The following is a 17,198-nucleotide window of genomic DNA, read 5'->3' as shown; positions in this document are numbered from 1 at the left end:
CAATAATTAATTAAAAACTTTATCTGTTTTCAACAAAAAAACCACATCAAATTAATAATTTGTCTGTGGTTTTTTTAATTATAATAATAAATCCTTTTTTAAACTTCTACAATTATAGCCTTTACAGCATTCTTTTTAATAGAATTAATTCCATTATTCATAGTTATCATTGATGAATATATTTCACTCACTCCAATAACCTGCCCGTTCGATGCTTTCAAATTAAAATGTGGCTTTCCATTTTTTGCAATCAACTTTTCGAATTTTGAATCATCTTGAGAATTTTCTCGTACAGATTCAATCCCATTTAAACAACTTGCTTTTATTTTATAACCTTCACTAACCAAAATTATTTGCCCATTTCCAGCCTTTAATCTAAATCTAAATTCCTCTTTTTTATCTTTAAAAATTTCAAATTTCGCCATATTATATTCAATTATTATTTAAAATTTTTGACACTAACTTCAAAAAAAGTCACATTTTTAGAGGAAAAAAAAAGACTGACTATTTGTAAAAAACTAAAAATTAGATTTTTATAAAAAAAATATTTTTAGGATACATTCATAAACACCTTAAAAAAGCTTTTAAATTTTAAAAAGCATTATATAAATAAAAAACCCTCTTAAGCAAGATGCTAAGAGGGTAAAATTGCTATGAAAAAGAATGTAGATAATTAAATCTACATTACAAATGTAACTTAAGTTACTCTATAAACATATGACAAGTGTCATACTTTTGTAAATTATTTTAAATAAAAAAATCCTACTATTTCTAGTAGGATTTACTTTGGTGGGCAATGAGGGATTCGAACCCCCGACCCCCTCGGTGTAAACGAGGTGCTCTGAACCAACTGAGCTAATTGCCCTAAGCGGATGCAAATATATAATCTATTTTTATTTCTACAAAGTTTTTTTTACTTTATATTTTAATAAATATTTTATTCATATATAAAATATAGGTTAGTAACCAAAATACAATAATATGTGAAATAGCAAATAATAGTGAACCATTCATATTCCCTGCAATTGGAACAAATAAATGGTTATATAAATATTCATAACCAGTCTCCGTTTCTCCTTCAGAATTTGTACTTTTCACTAAATATATAATCACCCTAACATAAATTCCAGAAAACACAAAAATAAATAATGGGTTTGTCCCAAAATGAATAAACGGTTTTGTCCATTTTTTAATTCCTTTTACATCTATAACCCATAATAATAAAGCTAAAAACAGCATTGCCAAACCACCTGCATATAAAACATAAGAACTTGTCCATAAAGGTTTATTTATTGGAAAAACATACCCCCAAAACCAACCAAAAACGGTAATTAACATCCCATAGCCTATTAGTTTTTTAACTGCCTCTATTACGTTTTCAGATACATTAATTAACCTACCTGAAAGATAACCTAATATTACTGTAACTACTGAGGGAATTGCAGACAACAAACCTTCTGGATCAAAAGGAATTCCAAACCCTTTGTAAATATGATTTTCACTAAACAGAAGTAAATCTAATTTCCCTGCGGCATTAGAAGTTAAACTATAAACATCTCCTGAGCCCCAAAAAGAAAGTATCCCCCAATAACCTATTAATATTAAAGTACACACAATTAATAATTGCTTATAATTAAATCGCATGCAAAAAAGAGCTCCTACCGCATAAGCAATTGAGATACGCTGAAGAACTCCGAAAAATCGTAAATTTTCAAAATTAAATTTAGGAAATGCATTTAAAAAAAGACCTAACAAAAAGATTACTAAAAATCTTTTCAATACTTTTAACAATGCCTTTCTTGTTACCCCTTCTCCATACTTTTTAAAGGAGTACCACATAGAGACTCCAACAATAAATAAAAAAAAAGGAAAAATTAAATCAGTAGGTGTACAACCATGCCATTTAGAATGCCGTAAAGGTGAATATACATAACTCCAACTTCCGGGGTTATTAACCATAATCATTAAGGCTATTGTTAAACCTCTTAAAACATCTAGTGACATCAATCTTTTAGCAGTCATCATTGCATTTACTAAATTTTAATTGATTGTTAATTATTCCTTTTTCAAACCTAGTTCATGGCTTTCAAAAGTGTAATATAAAATAATTAATATAGGGTAATAAAACACAAAAACCTGAAGCAGTGACATTCCTTTTCTGCATACAATTTTATTAAAAAAAAAGATATTTAAAGAACCATAGCCACAAAAAAAATTAATGTTATGTTTTTTTAATGATTAGAAATACCATCTTACAAATGCTTCCATAGCTTCATAATCTGCTAATCCTAATTCATTATATTTTTGAGCTGTTTTGGTATTTCTATCTTCAGCACGCATCCAAAACTCTCTAATATCACTTCCCTGAAACATTACACCATCTTTTTGTGATTGATGAAAAAATATAGCTTTTCTCTTTTTTAATACCTGATCTGGACTCATTGGAACCGCCATATCTATTTCATTAATATCCCACTCTTGCCATGCCCCTCTATATAACCATAGCCAACAGTCATTCATAAATGGTTCTGGTTTTAATATTTTCAAAGCTTCAAACAATGCATCTAAACTCACTTTATGTGTTCCATGTGGATCTGCTAAATCTCCCGCAGCATAAATTTGATGTGGCTTAATTTCTTTAATAATATTACACATTATTTTAACATCTTCTTCTCCAAGTGGATTCTTTTTAATACTTCCTGTTTCATAAAAAGGCAAATTTAAAAAATGGACATTACTATCTGAAACACCTAAATATCTAGTGGCTCCTAAAGATTCACACTGACGAATAATACCTTTCAATCTCCTAACCTCAAAACTATCAACTTCATTTTCTTTTTCAGATTTAATATCATTAACTATTTTATTAATTAAATCCATATCATTTTTGGCGCTCATACTTTTTGTAACTTCTACAAACTTAAGAGCTTCATAATTAGATACAGCAATATTTCCTGATGTTTGATAAGCTACATGAACCTCATGACCCTGCTCCACTAACCTATCAAAAGTTCCTCCCATTGAAATAACATCATCATCTGGATGGGGACTAAAAATTAACACCCTCTTTACCGCTGGAGTTGCTCTTTCGGGTCTTGAGGTATCATCTGCATTAGGCTTACCTCCTGGCCAACCAGTAATTGTATGCTGCACTTTATTAAACATTTTAATATTTAAATCATAAGATGAGCCTTTATCTGCTAATAAACTAGACATGCCGTTATCATTATAATCCTCATCAATCAATTTTAATATTGATTTACCCGTTTTCTCACATAACCAAATAATAGCTTTATTAATTAGTTTTTCATCCCAAACACAAGGTCCCACCAACCAAGGAGTATTAATTCTTGTTAAATCTGAAGCTGCTTCAATATCTAAAATAAATGTTGTGTTATTATGTTGTTGTAAATATGAAGCAGGCACTTTTGAAGAAATATCTTCTTCAATAGTTTTTTTAATTATTGAAGCTTTGTTCTGTCCCCAAGCCATTAAAATAATTCTTTTAGCTTTTCTTACAGTTCTAATCCCCATAGTAATAGCTTTTCTAGGTACATTATCAATACCCAAAAATGAAGGTGCAGCATCTACTTTTGTTATATAATCTAAAATAATACTTCTTGTTTCAGAATTATAATGAGAACCTGGTTCATTAAAACCAATATGCCCAGTTCTTCCAATTCCTAATAATTGTAAATCAATCCCCCCTTTTTCTTCTATTGCCTTCTCATAATCTATACAATACTCATGTAATTCATCATTAGATACAGTTCCGTCAGGTATATGTATATTTTCAGGTAATATATCTACATGATTAAATAAATGCTCATGCATAAAGTAATAATAACTCTGAATGTTACCTTTTGTCATAGGATAATATTCATCTAAATTAAAAGTAACAACATTTACAAAACTTAATCCTTCTTCTTTATGCATTCTCACCAATTCTTCATAAACTTTTATTGGAGAGGACCCTGTAGCTAAACCTAAAACACATTCTTCATTGTTTAATTGCTTATCAATAATTAACTCATAAATTTCTTTTGCCACTCTTATTGACCCCTCTCTTGAATTTGGAACTAATACATTATGAATTTTTTCAAATCTAGTCTCCTCAAACTTCCCTGCCTCTTCATATCTAATACTTTTTAAATTTCCTATTGATTTAATTTCCATCTTTTGAGTTTTGAGTTTAAAACAACAAAATTACAATAAAACCCTTAAATCAAAACAATAAAATGCATTTTTATTCTGTTTTATGCGCTTTTTACTTTATTTAACGACTATAAATGCTTTTTATATGCTCAAAAACAACTATAAAACGGCTAAGACACGTTAATTAATTAGCTATACTATTAATTTATAACCAAAATAAATCGCATATTTGTAATTATAATTGCATTAAATAAAGTTTGTGATATGCTAAAAGAAGAAAGACACCTCCACATATTAGATAAAATAAAATTAAACAGAAAGGTATTATCATCTGATTTAAGTAATGAGTTAAATGTTTCTGAAGACACTATAAGAAGAGATCTTAATGAACTTTCTGCAAAAGACCTAATAAAAAAAGTACATGGAGGAGCACTCCTAAAAGACACATTAGCACCCTCTTACGAAGAAAGAAGCAACTACAACTTAAAAGAAAAAAATATTATTGCTAAAAAAGCGGTAGACTTAATTAAAGACGGACAAGTTATAATAATGAGTGGAAGTACCACTAACTTACAACTAGCAAAAATAATTCCGTCTGATATTAACGCAACTATCTACACTTATAGCTTACCAATTGCAATTCAATTAACCGCACACTCTTCTTTAGAAATAATATTTATTGGAGGAAAATTAAATAAACCTGCACAAGTTACTGTTGGACTTGACGTAGTTTCTTCAATTTCACAATTAAGAGCAGATTTATGCTTTATGGGAACTGGTGGTATTAATGTTAAAAACGGAATGACAGAACCCAACTGGGAGGTTTCGCACATAAAAAAATGTATGATTGAAGCTAGTGACAAAGTAATAGTTTTGTGTACAAATAATAAAATTAACGAAATAAAAAGGTATCCTGTTACTCCTATAAATAGGATAAACACAATAATAACAGACCTCAATCCTACTGATCAAATATTTAATTCATTTAAAGAAAATGGAGTTACAATTCTGTAAATACTTACAAAACATAATTTAAATGCTGTTTTATGCAGTTTTAAATGATTTATTTTGCGTTTTTTTAACCATTTGTTAACGTATTATAAAAATTAATGCTATTTTTGGGTTATATATTATTATTTTAAATCCATTTTTATGAACAAAACAAATGAAAACTTCTCTTTTACAAAGAGATTTCGATTTATGAGCTGCCTATTTACGCTTATGATACTGGGGCTTAGCGTACAAGCGCAAACGACCTCTTATACATTAAAAGGTAATGTAACAGATAATATAGGTGCACCAGCCCCTGGCGTTAGTCTACAAATTAAAAACGCTAATATAGGTGCAACAACTGATTTTGATGGAAATTACAATCTAACAGCTAACTTAAAACCAGGTAATTACTCACTTGTTTTTAGATCAATGGGATTAACAACCAAAGAAGTGAAAATTATTTTAGGAGCAAAACCTGAAGTAATAAATAATATTATTATGAAGCTAGATATTCTAGGTTTAGATGAAATTGTGATTACTGGTGCAGGAGCATTAACTGCAAAAAAACAATTAGGTAATACTATTTCTAGCGTTAAAGGTTTGGCAATTTCTGAATCTGGATCTGTAGATATTACAGCTGGGCTCTCGGGGAAATTAGCAGGAATTCAAGTAACTCAAAATTCAGGTGATCCTGCAGGTGGTATTAGCGTTCGATTAAGAAGTGCAAGTACTGTTAACGGAAGCTCAGACCCATTATACATTATTGATGGAGTAATTGTAAATAACAACTCCACTAATGTTTTAGGCACTCAAGGAGTTACTCAAAATAGAATGTCTGATATTAGCCCACAAGATATTGATAGAATTGAAGTTATAAAAGGTGCTGCTGCAGCTGCAATTTATGGTTCAAGAGCAAGTAATGGAGTTGTGCAGATTTTCACAAAGAAAGGTCAATCTGGAGAGCCCGTAATTACAGTTTCTAGTAGCGTAAACTTCAATTCATTAAGAAAGAAAATAGATTATAACCAAGAACCTTTTGAATGGGCTTCAAGTGATATAACCAATCTTGATAAAGTACCAGCAACAAGATATGACTATCAGGATATGGTATTTCAAAACTCTATTGGAACAGACAACTACGTTTCCATGTCCGGAGGAAAAGAAAATACCAATTATTTCGGTTCATTTTCATATTTAAAAAATGATGGAATTCTTAAAAGTACCAATTACGGAAGGCAAGGTGGTAGAATTAGAATTAACCAAGTATTAAATGATTGGGCATCCGCTTCTTTTGGAACCTATTTTTCTACAAGTAAAAGTAACGATCAACCTAATGGTGGTTATACCGCTGGAGTTTTACCAACTATACTATTTACAAACAATAAAATAGATCCTAATCCAGATGCAGAAGGTAATTATCCAAATATGACTTTCTATCCTAACATTTTGGAATACATTGAAACTTTCGATTTTACGCAAGAAAACAATAGAACTATTAGTGATTTTCAACTTAATTTAAAACCTACTGATGGACTCAAAATAAATTACACTCTTGGTTATGACAATTCTGAATCTATAGGTAATTCTTATATTCCAATTGGAACTAACACTGTTGCTTTAGGTAAAGCTGCAACAACAACTATTAGCACAAAACAATTAAATAGCGATTTAAATGCATCTTTAAATAAAGACTTAAACGATAACATAGAATCTACAACAACAGCTGGGTTTTCTTGGCAATCAGATAAAACATTACTACGTACTATTTCTGGAACAGGACTTGCATTAGGAGTAAAAACTACTGATGGAGCAGCCTCTATCTCTACAGACGAAAGCAGAAGTGAAAGAACATTTTGGGGTGGTTTTTTACAACAAACATTTGGTTTAAGTGACAAGCTTTTTCTTACAGGAGCAATTAGGTTAGATGGTTCTTCAGTATTTGGTAAAGATGAAAGAAATCAATTCTATCCAAAAACAAGTATGTCATATTTAGTTTCTGAAGAAGATTTTTGGGAAAATAGTTTTGGAAATTCAATTAACAGCTTTAAGATTAGAGCTGCTTGGGGTCAAGCAGGGAATCTTACAGCTATTGGGCCTTTTGATAGATTGTCTAACTATTCCGCTATAAGCATTGATGGAACTTCAGGTTTAATAGCCCCTACAAGACTAGGTAACGCTGATTTAAAACCAGAAAGACAAACTGAATTAGAGTTTGGGATAGATATGGGACTTTTTAATAATAAAGTAGGTATAGAACTTACCTATTATAAACAAGATATTGAAGATCTTTTATTGGCAAGAACATTATCTCCTTCAACTGGTTTTGGTTCAAGAGTAGAAAATATAGGAACAATGTCTAATAAAGGATTTGAGGCGTTAATTACAGCAATGCCAATCCAAACAAACGATTTTAGCTGGTCAATTACTGGAACGTACTCTTCAAATAAAAATGAAGTAAATGATATTGAAGGTGAACAATTTGGAATTGGAAATTTCGGATTTTCAGTTGCTAAGAATGGTGAACCTTTAGGTGTATTTTATCAAGGTTTTTACGCAAGAAATACTGATGGCAGTTTACTTTTAACTCCTGGAGGACTTCCTCAAAGAGATAAAGGATCTTATGACACAAATGGAAATCCTATTTCTGAAAGAGATGCGTCTGGTCAACCTACAGGATCATCCTTAAGTAAAGTAATTGGAGACCCAAATCCTGACTTTATAGCCTCTTTAACAAATGAAATTAATTACAAAAACTTTTCTTTTAGATTACAGTTTGATGCTGTGCAAGGAGTAGATGTTTTAAGCTGGGATACGCGAATGTTCTATCGTTTTGGAGGCGGACCAGCTAGCGCTAGCGAATTAAGCGGTGAGAGTGTAAGAGGAACTGGTGCCGCCAAATTTGGTATTGCTGAAGCTTATATTGAAGATGGTTCTTACATTAAACTTAGAGAAATTTCAACGGCCTATTTATTAAAAGATCCTATAAAAGGAGTTAACAGCGTAAAATTCACCATAACTGGCCGTAATTTATTCTCTATTGATAATTTCTCGGGTTATGACCCTGAAGTAAACATGGATGGACAAAGTAATGGAGCTAGAGGAGGTATTATGGGACTTGTTCCAATACCAAGTGTAATTAAATTTGGTGTAACAGCTACATTTTAAGTGTTAACTATAAAATATTATAAAATGAAAAATATAAAAATATATACAATCATAGGTGCTTTACTTATTAGTAGTGGTTTATTCAATTCATGTGATACCGAGTTTGAAAACCCAAATAACCCAACAGAAGATGTTGTTTTAGGAACAAAAGAGGGCCTTTTTGCTTTAGCAACCGGAATAAGACAATATTATTCAGTTACAGCATTGAGACAAATTATAGAAGCTCCGGGAATTACCACTAGAGAATTAGGAGTAACCAATACTTTTTTAAATATTAATGAATTAGCCAAAGGAGGCGCTGAATTACCAGCTGAGAGTGGTGGTATCACAAATCCTTGGGTAAATATTATCCGAGTGAAAGGAATGGCTGAATCATTAATTAATGGTGCAAATACAGTGAATCTTTCTGAAGGTACTAAAAGTGGTGTATTAGCATATGGAAATCTAATTAAAGCTATGAGTTTAGGTTATCTTATTCAAATGTTTGAACAAGTACCAATTAATAATTCTGCCGATGGTGCCGCTATTTTTAGTGATCGGACAACAGTTCTTGCTAATTGTATTTCATTGTTAGAAGAAGCCAGAGACATCATGTCTGCAGCACCAATATCAGATGAATTTAAATCAACTGTTTTATGGTCTGAAATGAACTTACCAAAAACAGTAAATGCGTTCCTTTCTAGATATTATTTATTAGCTGGTAATTATACCGAATCAATTACTGCTGCAAATGCTGTATTAAATAATAGTGACACAACTAATTCAATGTGGGTTTTTGATGCTAATAATCAAAACCCAATTTGGAATCGTACAGTAAATTCTGCAGATTTAAACCCACAAACTAACTTTGGTTTATTAGGCGCATATGCTCCAGAAACAGGTGATGGCCGTGTTGATTTTTATTTAGGAGAAGATGCTGGTTCCGCTAATTTAGATGCAGGCGCACAAGATTTAAGTGAAATGCTAGGTTTTTTTGGAACTAGTACATCTGCAATTCCTATTTACCTTAATGGAGAAATGCTATTAAATAAAGCGGAAGCTTATGCTAGACAAAATCAATTAAGTAATGCTGTTATTGAATTAAATTTAGTAAGACAAAAAAATAATGACCCTCTAGGTGTTAATGCAAACCTTCCTGCATGGACTGGAGACGAAACAAGTCAAAATGACATTTTAGAAGAAATATATAAAAATAGATGTATTGAATTATTTTTAACAGGGTTGAGATTTGGAGACAGTAAAAGATTTCATCCAGATTTTTCTGTTCCTTCCGCTACAAATACAACTAATGAAAGAAATAGAAACTATTATCCTTATCCATCTATTGAGAGAGAAAATAACCCTAACACTCCGGCAGATCCAAGCATATAATTAAGTTTAGAGTAAACATTATTAATAAACGGGATTTTAAAAAAACCCCGTTTATTAATAAAATAAAATAATTCAAAATCACAAATGAATTCAACACTAATTTTAATAATAATAGTATCATATTTTGGAGCTTTAATGCTCATTTCTCATTTTGTTTCAAAAAACACAAGTGATAATTCTTTTTATACAGGCGACAGAAAATCTCCTTGGCAAATAGTTGCTTTTGGAATGATTGGAGCCGTATTATCTGGTGTTACCTTTGTTTCAATTCCAGGAATGGTAGGTACTAATTATTTTTATTATTTACAATTTGTTTTTGGAAATGTTGTTGGATACATATTTATAACATACGTATTGGTTCCAATTTATTACAAACTAAAATTAGTTTCAATATATACATATTTAGAAACCCGATTTGGTGTTAGAACCTATAAAACTGGCTCACTATTTTTTTTAATATCCCAATCATTTGGAGCGGCTCTAAGATTATTACTTGCTGCAAAAATTTTACAATACGCCGTATTTGACGCCTTTCATATTCCGTTTTTCATTACTGTACTTATTATATTAATTCTCATATGGTTATACACTCATAAATCAGGTATTAAAACAATTGTTTGGACAGATACACTTCAAACTTTTTTTTTACTAATGTCTGTAATAGTAACGATATACGTTGTGAAAAACTCTTTAGATTTAAGCTTTTCAGAGACTATCACATCAGTAACTAACCATAAATACTTTAAAATATTTAATTGGGATTTTAACTCCGGAAGTAACTTTTTCAAACAATTTATTTCAGGAATTTTAATTGCTGTTGCCATGGTAGGTTTGGATCAAAATATGATGCAAAAAACCTTAACCTGTAAAAACAAAAAAGAAGCGCAACAAAATATATTAACATTTAGTATTATTTTAGCTATTACTCAATTTCTATTTTTAGGATTAGGAGTTATGCTGTATTTATATGCTGAAAAATTTGGAATTCAATTAGACGTAGAAAACGGGAAATTTATAAATACCGATACCCTATTCCCTCTGCTTTCTTTAAATCATTTTGGAACAATAGCTAGTATAAGCTTTATTTTAGGAATTACCGCAGCCTCATTTTCAAGTGTAGATTCTGCCTTAACAGCATTAACAACATCATTCACCTACGACTTTTTAGATATTCAGCACAAAAGTTCTAAAGAAAAAAAACAAATAAAAAATTATGTATTATTAGGGTTTTCTTTAGTTATATTCACCATTATACTTTCATTCTCCCAAAGTAAAGGAGATGTAATTTCAACAATATTTAAAGTTGCGGGGTACACTTACGGACCTTTATTAGGCCTTTATTTATTAGGAATTTTCACAAAAATAAAAATAAACGATGTTGCAGTTCCATACATTTGTATTTTAATGCCGCTATTAACCTATTATTTAAATTATTTATTCATAACTCAGTTTTCATTTGATTTAGGTTTTATGAATATATTAGTTAATGCACTATTAACTATTGTAAGTTTAATTATCGTAAAAACAAAAAATGAAAAATAAACCCACAACTGAACAAGCCTCCAACTATAATAACCTTGAAAAAATGAGTACATCAGAACTACTCACAAATATAAATACAGAAGACAAAACGGTTCCAAATGCAATTGAAAAAGTAATTCCTTCAATTAAAAAATTAGTAGATATTATTCATGCTAAAATGCAAAAAGGTGGACGATTATTTTATATTGGAGCAGGAACCAGTGGAAGATTGGGAGTCCTAGATGCTTCTGAATGCCCTCCAACTTATGGAGTTTCTGACAATTGGGTTATTGGTTTAATTGCTGGAGGAGATTCAGCACTTAGAAAAGCAGTAGAAAATGCCGAAGATGATACAGAATTAGCTTGGAAAAATTTAACTTCATATAATATTTCAGATAAAGATGTTTTGGTAGGTATTGCCGCTTCAGGAACAACCCCTTATGTTATTGGTGGTCTTAAAAAAGCAAATGAACATAATATTGTAACAGGATGTATTGTATGTAATGAAAATAGTCCTGTTTCAGAAGTTTCTAATTATCCTATTGAAATAGTTGTAGGACCTGAATTTGTAACAGGAAGCACAAGAATGAAATCTGGTACTGCGCAAAAATTAGTACTAAATATGATATCTACAGCTGTTATGATTAAATTGGGCAGAGTTAAAGGTAATAAGATGGTACACATGCAATTATCAAATAATAAGTTAATTAACAGAGGTGTTCTTATGATTATGGATGAACTTCATATTGATCAAGGATTAGCTTCTCTACTTTTAGAAAAACATAAAAGCGTAAAAAATGCTTTAGACAATTATAAAAACGAAAATAAACCAAAATGAAAAGTACAACTAAGCATATAATTGGCGTAATGAGTGGAACTTCATTAGATGGAATTGATATTGTTTATGCTAAAATAAATAGCAACTCAAATTATACTTTTGAAATACTTAATGCTACAACTGTTCCATACAGTAAAGAATGGAAATTTACATTAAAAAAAGGATTTCACTTAAATGGAGAAGAACTTACAAAACTTGATGCAGACTATGGAATTTTCCTAGGCCAGATTATTAAAGATTTCATTGCTAAAAATAACATTTCAACCATAGATTATATAGCATCACACGGCCATACTATATATCACAACCCTGCTAAAAGTTATACCCTTCAAATTGGAAACGGGCCTTACATAACTTCAATTACGGGGATTAAAACAATTTGTGATTTTAGAATTCAAGATATTGCTCTTGGAGGTCAAGGAGCTCCATTAGTTCCAATAGGAGATATGCTTCTTTTTTCTGAATATGATTATTGTTTAAACCTAGGTGGTTTTTCTAATATTTCTTTAACTAAAGATAAGCAACGAATTGCATTTGATATTTGCCCTGCTAATATTGTATTGAATCATTATGTTGCTGCTTTAAATCTTGATTATGATGATAAAGGAACAATTGCTTCTACAGGTGAAGTTAATTTAGCTTTACTTAATGAATTAAATTCATTACCGTTTTATAATGATTCTAAACCAAAATCTTTAGGTTATGAATTTATTCTAGAAGTAATTATCCCTATTATAGACAAATACAACCTTAACACCAAAGATATTTTAAGAACTTTTGTTGAACATATTGCAATACAAATTTCAAGAAAAATTGATTCAAACGCATCTAAAACTATACTTGTTGCTGGTGGTGGAGCCTATAACACATTCCTTACTAAAAAAATTCAGGAATACACTAAAACTAAACTTATTATACCAAACAACACCATTATTAATTATAAAGAAGCGTTGGTTTTTGCTTTATTAGGTTTTCTAAAAGATGAAGGCAAAAATAATTGCTTAAAAAGTGTAACTGGTGCAAGTAAAGATCATAGTAGCGGTGTAATTTTTGAAATTTAAAATAAAACGTTTTAAATTACTGTAAATCTACTAGAACAATTATAGCAGTTACAAGTGTAAATTATCCATATAAAATTAAATATGGAACTCTGCGGATTTCAAAATATTATATCAATTTTAAGAGAAGCTTTGTTATAAAATGAAACTCATAATAAGAACATACAAATTAAAATTAAAACATCCTTTTACAATTTCAAGAGGAACTAGAACTGAAATTCCATTAATTATAATTGAGCTTCAAGAAAATAATATATCAGGTTTTGGAGAAGCTACAGCAAACCCATATTATAACACTACTGTTGAACAATTTGAACAAGAACTAATTAAAAAACGTAAGATTATTGAAGTTAAATTAGATAAAACTCCACAAGATTTTTGGACTTACCTATTCCCTTTTTTTAGCAAAAACATGTTTTTATTATGTGCACTAGATGAAGCTTATACCGATTTATACACGCGTAAAAAGGGTGTAAAACTTTACAATTATTGGAATCTTAAATTAAAAAAATTACCTCAATCAAATTTCACAATTGGAATTGATACCATAGAAAATATGGTCTCTAAAATGAAAGAAATGCCTTGGCCAATTTATAAAATAAAATTAGGCACTAAAAATGATATTCAAATAATTACAGAGTTAAGAAAACACTCTAACTCAATTTTTAGAATTGACGCAAATTGTGGATGGGACGTTACTGAAACAGTTAAAAACTCTATAGAATTAAAAAAACTAGGTGTTGAATTTATTGAACAGCCTTTAGCTGCCGAAAACTGGAGAGGCTCAAAAATTGTTTATGAAAACTCTTATTTACCAATTATTGCTGATGAAAGCTGTATTATTGAAAGCGATATTGAAAAATGTTACAATCATTTTCATGGTGTAAATATAAAACTGATGAAATGCGGTGGACTAACTCCTGCTAAAAGAATGATTGAAAAAGCCAAATCGTTAGGTTTAAAAACTATGGTTGGTTGCATGACAGAATCTTCTGTTGGAATTTCAGCAATTGCTCATTTAACTCCAATATTAGATTATGTTGATATGGATGGTGCATTATTATTAACTAATGATATTGCAACAGGTGTGAAATTAGAAAATGGAAATACTATATTTTCAGAATTAAACGGAACAGGTGTACTTTTAAATGACTAAAATATTATTAATAATGAAAAAAATACTTTTTGTAGGTTTCCTTTTATTTTTAACCACAAGCAATGCACAGCAGCAAGAGCCATTAAGTACTGTAGATTTTAAAAATCAAAACCAATGGGTTGATAGTATTATGAGTCAATTAAATATAGACCAAAAAATTGGTCAGTTATTTATGATTCAAGCTTATTCAAATAAGGATAAAAAACATACCGCTTTTATAAAAAAAATGATAAAAAAATATCATATAGGCGGTTTAATTTTCATGCAAGGAACACCAAAAAAACAAGTTAACCTTACAAATACCTATCAAAATAAATCGAAAATTCCTTTATTAATTGGTTTTGACGGTGAATGGGGATTGAATATGCGATTAAAAAACTCATTTCGCTATCCTTGGAATATGACATTAGGTGCCGTTCAAAACAATAAATTAATTGAACAATTTGGAGAACAATTAGGTAAACATTGTAAAAGAGTTGGTATTCATATTAATTTTGCACCTGTTGTTGATATTAATATAAACCCAAAAAATCCAATTATTGGCAATAGATCTTTTGGTGAAAACAAATACAATGTAACCGAAAAAGCTATTTCTTTTATAAAAGGGATGCAGAGAGCAGGTGTTTTAGCAAATGCAAAACACTTTCCAGGGCACGGAGATACTTCAACAGATTCACATAAAACACTTCCTTTTTTAGATTTTAGTTTAGAACGTTTAGACTCTATTGAATTATTCCCTTATAAAAAACTTTTTAAAACAGATTTGGCAAGTGTAATGATTGCGCACTTAAATGTACCTTCTTTAGAACCAAAAAAAGGAGTTCCAACTTCAATTTCATACAAAGTAGTAACAGAACTTTTAAAAAAGAAAATGAATTTTAAAGGGTTAATTTTTACTGATGCTTTAAATATGAAAGGTGCTGCAAATTACGCAAAACCTGGTGATATTGATTTAGCTGCATTTATTGCAGGTAATGACATGTTGCTTATTCCTGAAGATGTTAAAGCTGCAGTAAAAAAATTAAAAACAGCACTTAAAAATAATATTTTCACAGAAGAACGATTAAATGAATCTGTTAGGAAAATATTGAAAGCAAAATATTGGGCTGGTTTAAATAACTTCACTCCTATTAAAGAAACTAATATTCAAGAAGATATTATTACCTCAAAAGATAAATTATTATACAGATCTTTAATAAAAGAAGCCATTACTCTTGTTAAAAACAATGATGAAACACTCCCTATTAAAGACCTCTCCAATTCTAAAATTGCGTATGTTAAATTAGGTGATTCAGATAATTTTAACTTTACAAATACGCTGAAAAAATACACAAAAATTGATATTGTTTTAGCTGATAACATTACAGAGTTACTTCAACAATTAGAAAAATACAACACCGTTATTGTAGGTTATCATAAATCTAACGAAACTCCTTGGAAAAGTTTTAAAATGACTCCGAAAGAACTTTCTTGGCTTCAAGAAATTTCAAAAAACAATAAGGTAATATTAGATGTTTTTGCAAGCCCTTATTCACTTTTAGATATTTCAAATTTTAAAAACATAAATGCTGTTATTGTTTCCTATCAAAACAGTGATGTTTCTCAAGAAATTTCGGCTCAAATGATTTTTGGAGCAATTGAAGCTAAGGGAAAGTTACCTGTTTCAATTAAAAATACATTTCCTGAAGGAACAGGATTAACAACTTCAAATTTATTGAGACTTTCTTATTCAATTCCTGAGGAAGTTGATATGAGCTCTAAATTACTTCAAAAAATAGATTCGATGACTACAATGGTTGTTGATTCTTTAATGGCTCCTGGCGGACAAGTTTTAGTGGCTCGTTACGGAAAAGTTGTTTATCATAAAAGTTTTGGTTATCAAACCTATAATAAAAAGCAAAAAGTAAAATTAACCGATTTATATGATTTAGCCTCAGTAACAAAAATATTAGGTGGGTTACCAATAATAATGAAAAGTGAGGAACTTGGTTTATTTAATTTAAATTCAACACTTGGCGAATTATTACCATATTTAAAAGGTTCAAATAAGGATACAATTACTATGAAAGAAGCCTTATCTCATGTAGCTAAAATAAAACCTTGGATTCCTTATTATTTAGAAACAATTGACAGCATTAAAACACAACCATTAAAAAAATATTATAGTAATACAAAAGATGAAAAATTTTCTATAAAAGTTGCAGAAAATTTATTCTTAACAAATTCCTATACAGATTCTATTTATAAAAAAATAGCAGAAGCTCCTCAACGTTTAGAAAATGGTTATAAATACAGTGGTTTACTTTTTTACTTATTTAAAAAATACATAAAAGACACTTATAATAAGGAAATGGATTACTTAAATAATGAAAACTTTTACAAACCATTAGGAGCCGAAACACTGACTTATAATCCTTTAGAAAAATTTTCAAAAACCCGTATTGCTCCCACTGAAATAGATGACTATTTTAGACACCAAACATTACAAGGGAATGTTCATGATATGGGAGCTGCTATGATGAATGGAGTTAGTGGAAATGCTGGGTTGTTTTCAAATTCAAATGATGTTGCCAAAATTATGCAGATGTACCTTCAAAAAGGATTTTATGGTGGGAAAAAATATTTTAAAGCAAAAACTATAGATAAATTTAACCACAGATATTTTTCAAAAGATAGCATTAGAAGAGGTCTTGGGTTTGATAAGCCTAGTTTAGATCCAGAAATTAAAGCAAGTAGTAAATATGCTTCTGCAAATAGTTTTGGACATAGTGGCTTCACCGGAACATATACTTGGGTTGATCCTGATAATGGTTTATTGTATGTTTTCCTTTCTAATAGAGTTTATCCTACAATGAGTAACAACAAACTTGGTGAAAAAGACATAAGGACTATTATTCATAATTTAATTTACGAAGCAATTATTAAACCTTAAAAATTAAAT

The 17,198-nt window shown here is 29.9% G+C and carries 11 protein-coding genes and 1 tRNA gene; 8 read left to right on the top strand and 4 right to left on the bottom strand.

Going from position 1 to position 17,198, the window contains the following annotated elements; genetic code table 11:
- Positions 1 to 98 precede the first annotated feature (98 nt).
- From DAD81_RS16615 to nagB, 4 genes are all read right to left on the bottom strand, one after another.
- Complete coding sequence (locus DAD81_RS16615; RefSeq protein WP_111709432.1) at positions 99 to 425, bottom strand: YegP family protein; 327 nt, start codon at positions 423 to 425, stop codon at positions 99 to 101.
- A gap of 362 nt (positions 426 to 787) precedes the next feature.
- Positions 788 to 865: transfer RNA gene (locus DAD81_RS16610), tRNA-Val, on the bottom strand.
- 53 nt (positions 866 to 918) lie between these two features.
- Complete coding sequence (locus DAD81_RS16605; RefSeq protein ID WP_111709431.1) at positions 919 to 2,025, bottom strand: acyltransferase family protein; 1,107 nt, start codon at positions 2,023 to 2,025, stop codon at positions 919 to 921.
- 213 nt (positions 2,026 to 2,238) lie between these two features.
- Positions 2,239 to 4,176 carry a glucosamine-6-phosphate deaminase gene (gene nagB / locus DAD81_RS16600; RefSeq protein ID WP_111709430.1) on the bottom strand — a complete coding sequence of 646 codons (1,938 nt, stop codon included), beginning with the start codon at positions 4,174 to 4,176 and terminating at the stop codon, positions 2,239 to 2,241.
- Between the two features lie 243 nt (positions 4,177 to 4,419).
- Here nagB and DAD81_RS16595 point away from each other — a divergent pair, with 243 nt between their 5' ends.
- The 8 genes from DAD81_RS16595 to DAD81_RS16560 all read left to right on the top strand — a co-directional run bounded on the left by DAD81_RS16595 (position 4,420) and on the right by DAD81_RS16560 (position 17,189).
- Positions 4,420 to 5,169, top strand: coding sequence for a DeoR/GlpR family DNA-binding transcription regulator (locus DAD81_RS16595; RefSeq protein ID WP_111709429.1), 750 nt, complete (start codon positions 4,420 to 4,422; stop codon positions 5,167 to 5,169).
- Between the two features lie 138 nt (positions 5,170 to 5,307).
- The gene (locus DAD81_RS16590) at positions 5,308 to 8,313 is read left to right on the top strand and encodes a SusC/RagA family TonB-linked outer membrane protein (protein WP_111709428.1); all 3,006 of its coding nucleotides are present in this window, start codon (positions 5,308 to 5,310) and stop codon (positions 8,311 to 8,313) included.
- A 24-nt stretch (positions 8,314 to 8,337) separates the two neighbouring features.
- Positions 8,338 to 9,684 carry a RagB/SusD family nutrient uptake outer membrane protein gene (locus DAD81_RS16585; RefSeq protein WP_157961167.1) on the top strand — a complete coding sequence of 449 codons (1,347 nt, stop codon included), beginning with the start codon at positions 8,338 to 8,340 and terminating at the stop codon, positions 9,682 to 9,684.
- Between the two features lie 84 nt (positions 9,685 to 9,768).
- Positions 9,769 to 11,226: a sodium:solute symporter gene (locus tag DAD81_RS16580; RefSeq protein WP_111709426.1), complete on the top strand. Its 1,458-nt coding sequence runs from the start codon at positions 9,769 to 9,771 to the stop codon at positions 11,224 to 11,226.
- Complete coding sequence (gene murQ / locus DAD81_RS16575; protein ID WP_111709425.1) at positions 11,216 to 12,043, top strand: N-acetylmuramic acid 6-phosphate etherase; 828 nt, start codon at positions 11,216 to 11,218, stop codon at positions 12,041 to 12,043. Before DAD81_RS16580 ends, murQ begins: the two co-directional genes overlap by 11 nt.
- The gene (locus DAD81_RS16570; RefSeq protein ID WP_111709424.1) at positions 12,040 to 13,104 is read left to right on the top strand and encodes an anhydro-N-acetylmuramic acid kinase; all 1,065 of its coding nucleotides are present in this window, start codon (positions 12,040 to 12,042) and stop codon (positions 13,102 to 13,104) included. The genes murQ and DAD81_RS16570 overlap by 4 nt, the downstream gene beginning before the upstream one ends.
- 139 nt (positions 13,105 to 13,243) lie before the next feature.
- The gene (locus tag DAD81_RS16565; RefSeq protein WP_111709423.1) at positions 13,244 to 14,257 is read left to right on the top strand and encodes a dipeptide epimerase; all 1,014 of its coding nucleotides are present in this window, start codon (positions 13,244 to 13,246) and stop codon (positions 14,255 to 14,257) included.
- A 13-nt stretch (positions 14,258 to 14,270) separates the two neighbouring features.
- Positions 14,271 to 17,189, top strand: a complete 2,919-nt coding sequence (locus tag DAD81_RS16560; protein ID WP_111709573.1) for a glycoside hydrolase family 3 N-terminal domain-containing protein — start codon at positions 14,271 to 14,273, stop codon at positions 17,187 to 17,189.
- Positions 17,190 to 17,198 lie beyond the last annotated feature (9 nt).

This window comes from Lutibacter citreus (genome assembly GCF_003260195.1).
Taxonomy (GTDB): domain Bacteria; phylum Bacteroidota; class Bacteroidia; order Flavobacteriales; family Flavobacteriaceae; genus Lutibacter; species Lutibacter citreus.
Note: the sequence above shows the minus strand (reverse complement) of the source record. Positions and strands in the feature narration are given on the sequence as shown.

What these genes read in the sequence shown, in the direction of transcription:
- murQ (WP_111709425.1), top strand. Translation starts at nt 11,216, where the DNA reads ATGAAAAATAAACCCACAACTGAACAAGCCTCCAACTATAATAACCTT.
- DAD81_RS16580 (WP_111709426.1), top strand. Translation starts at nt 9,769, where the DNA reads ATGAATTCAACACTAATTTTAATAATAATAGTATCATATTTTGGAGCT.
- DAD81_RS16590 (WP_111709428.1), top strand. Translation starts at nt 5,308, where the DNA reads ATGAACAAAACAAATGAAAACTTCTCTTTTACAAAGAGATTTCGATTT.
- nagB (WP_111709430.1), bottom strand. Translation starts at nt 4,176, where the DNA reads ATGGAAATTAAATCAATAGGAAATTTAAAAAGTATTAGATATGAAGAG.
- DAD81_RS16595 (WP_111709429.1), top strand. Translation starts at nt 4,420, where the DNA reads ATGCTAAAAGAAGAAAGACACCTCCACATATTAGATAAAATAAAATTA.
- DAD81_RS16570 (WP_111709424.1), top strand. Translation starts at nt 12,040, where the DNA reads ATGAAAAGTACAACTAAGCATATAATTGGCGTAATGAGTGGAACTTCA.
- DAD81_RS16560 (WP_111709573.1), top strand. Translation starts at nt 14,271, where the DNA reads ATGAAAAAAATACTTTTTGTAGGTTTCCTTTTATTTTTAACCACAAGC.
- DAD81_RS16565 (WP_111709423.1), top strand. Translation starts at nt 13,244, where the DNA reads ATGAAACTCATAATAAGAACATACAAATTAAAATTAAAACATCCTTTT.
- DAD81_RS16605 (WP_111709431.1), bottom strand. Translation starts at nt 2,025, where the DNA reads ATGATGACTGCTAAAAGATTGATGTCACTAGATGTTTTAAGAGGTTTA.
- DAD81_RS16585 (WP_157961167.1), top strand. Translation starts at nt 8,338, where the DNA reads ATGAAAAATATAAAAATATATACAATCATAGGTGCTTTACTTATTAGT.
- DAD81_RS16615 (WP_111709432.1), bottom strand. Translation starts at nt 425, where the DNA reads ATGGCGAAATTTGAAATTTTTAAAGATAAAAAAGAGGAATTTAGATTT.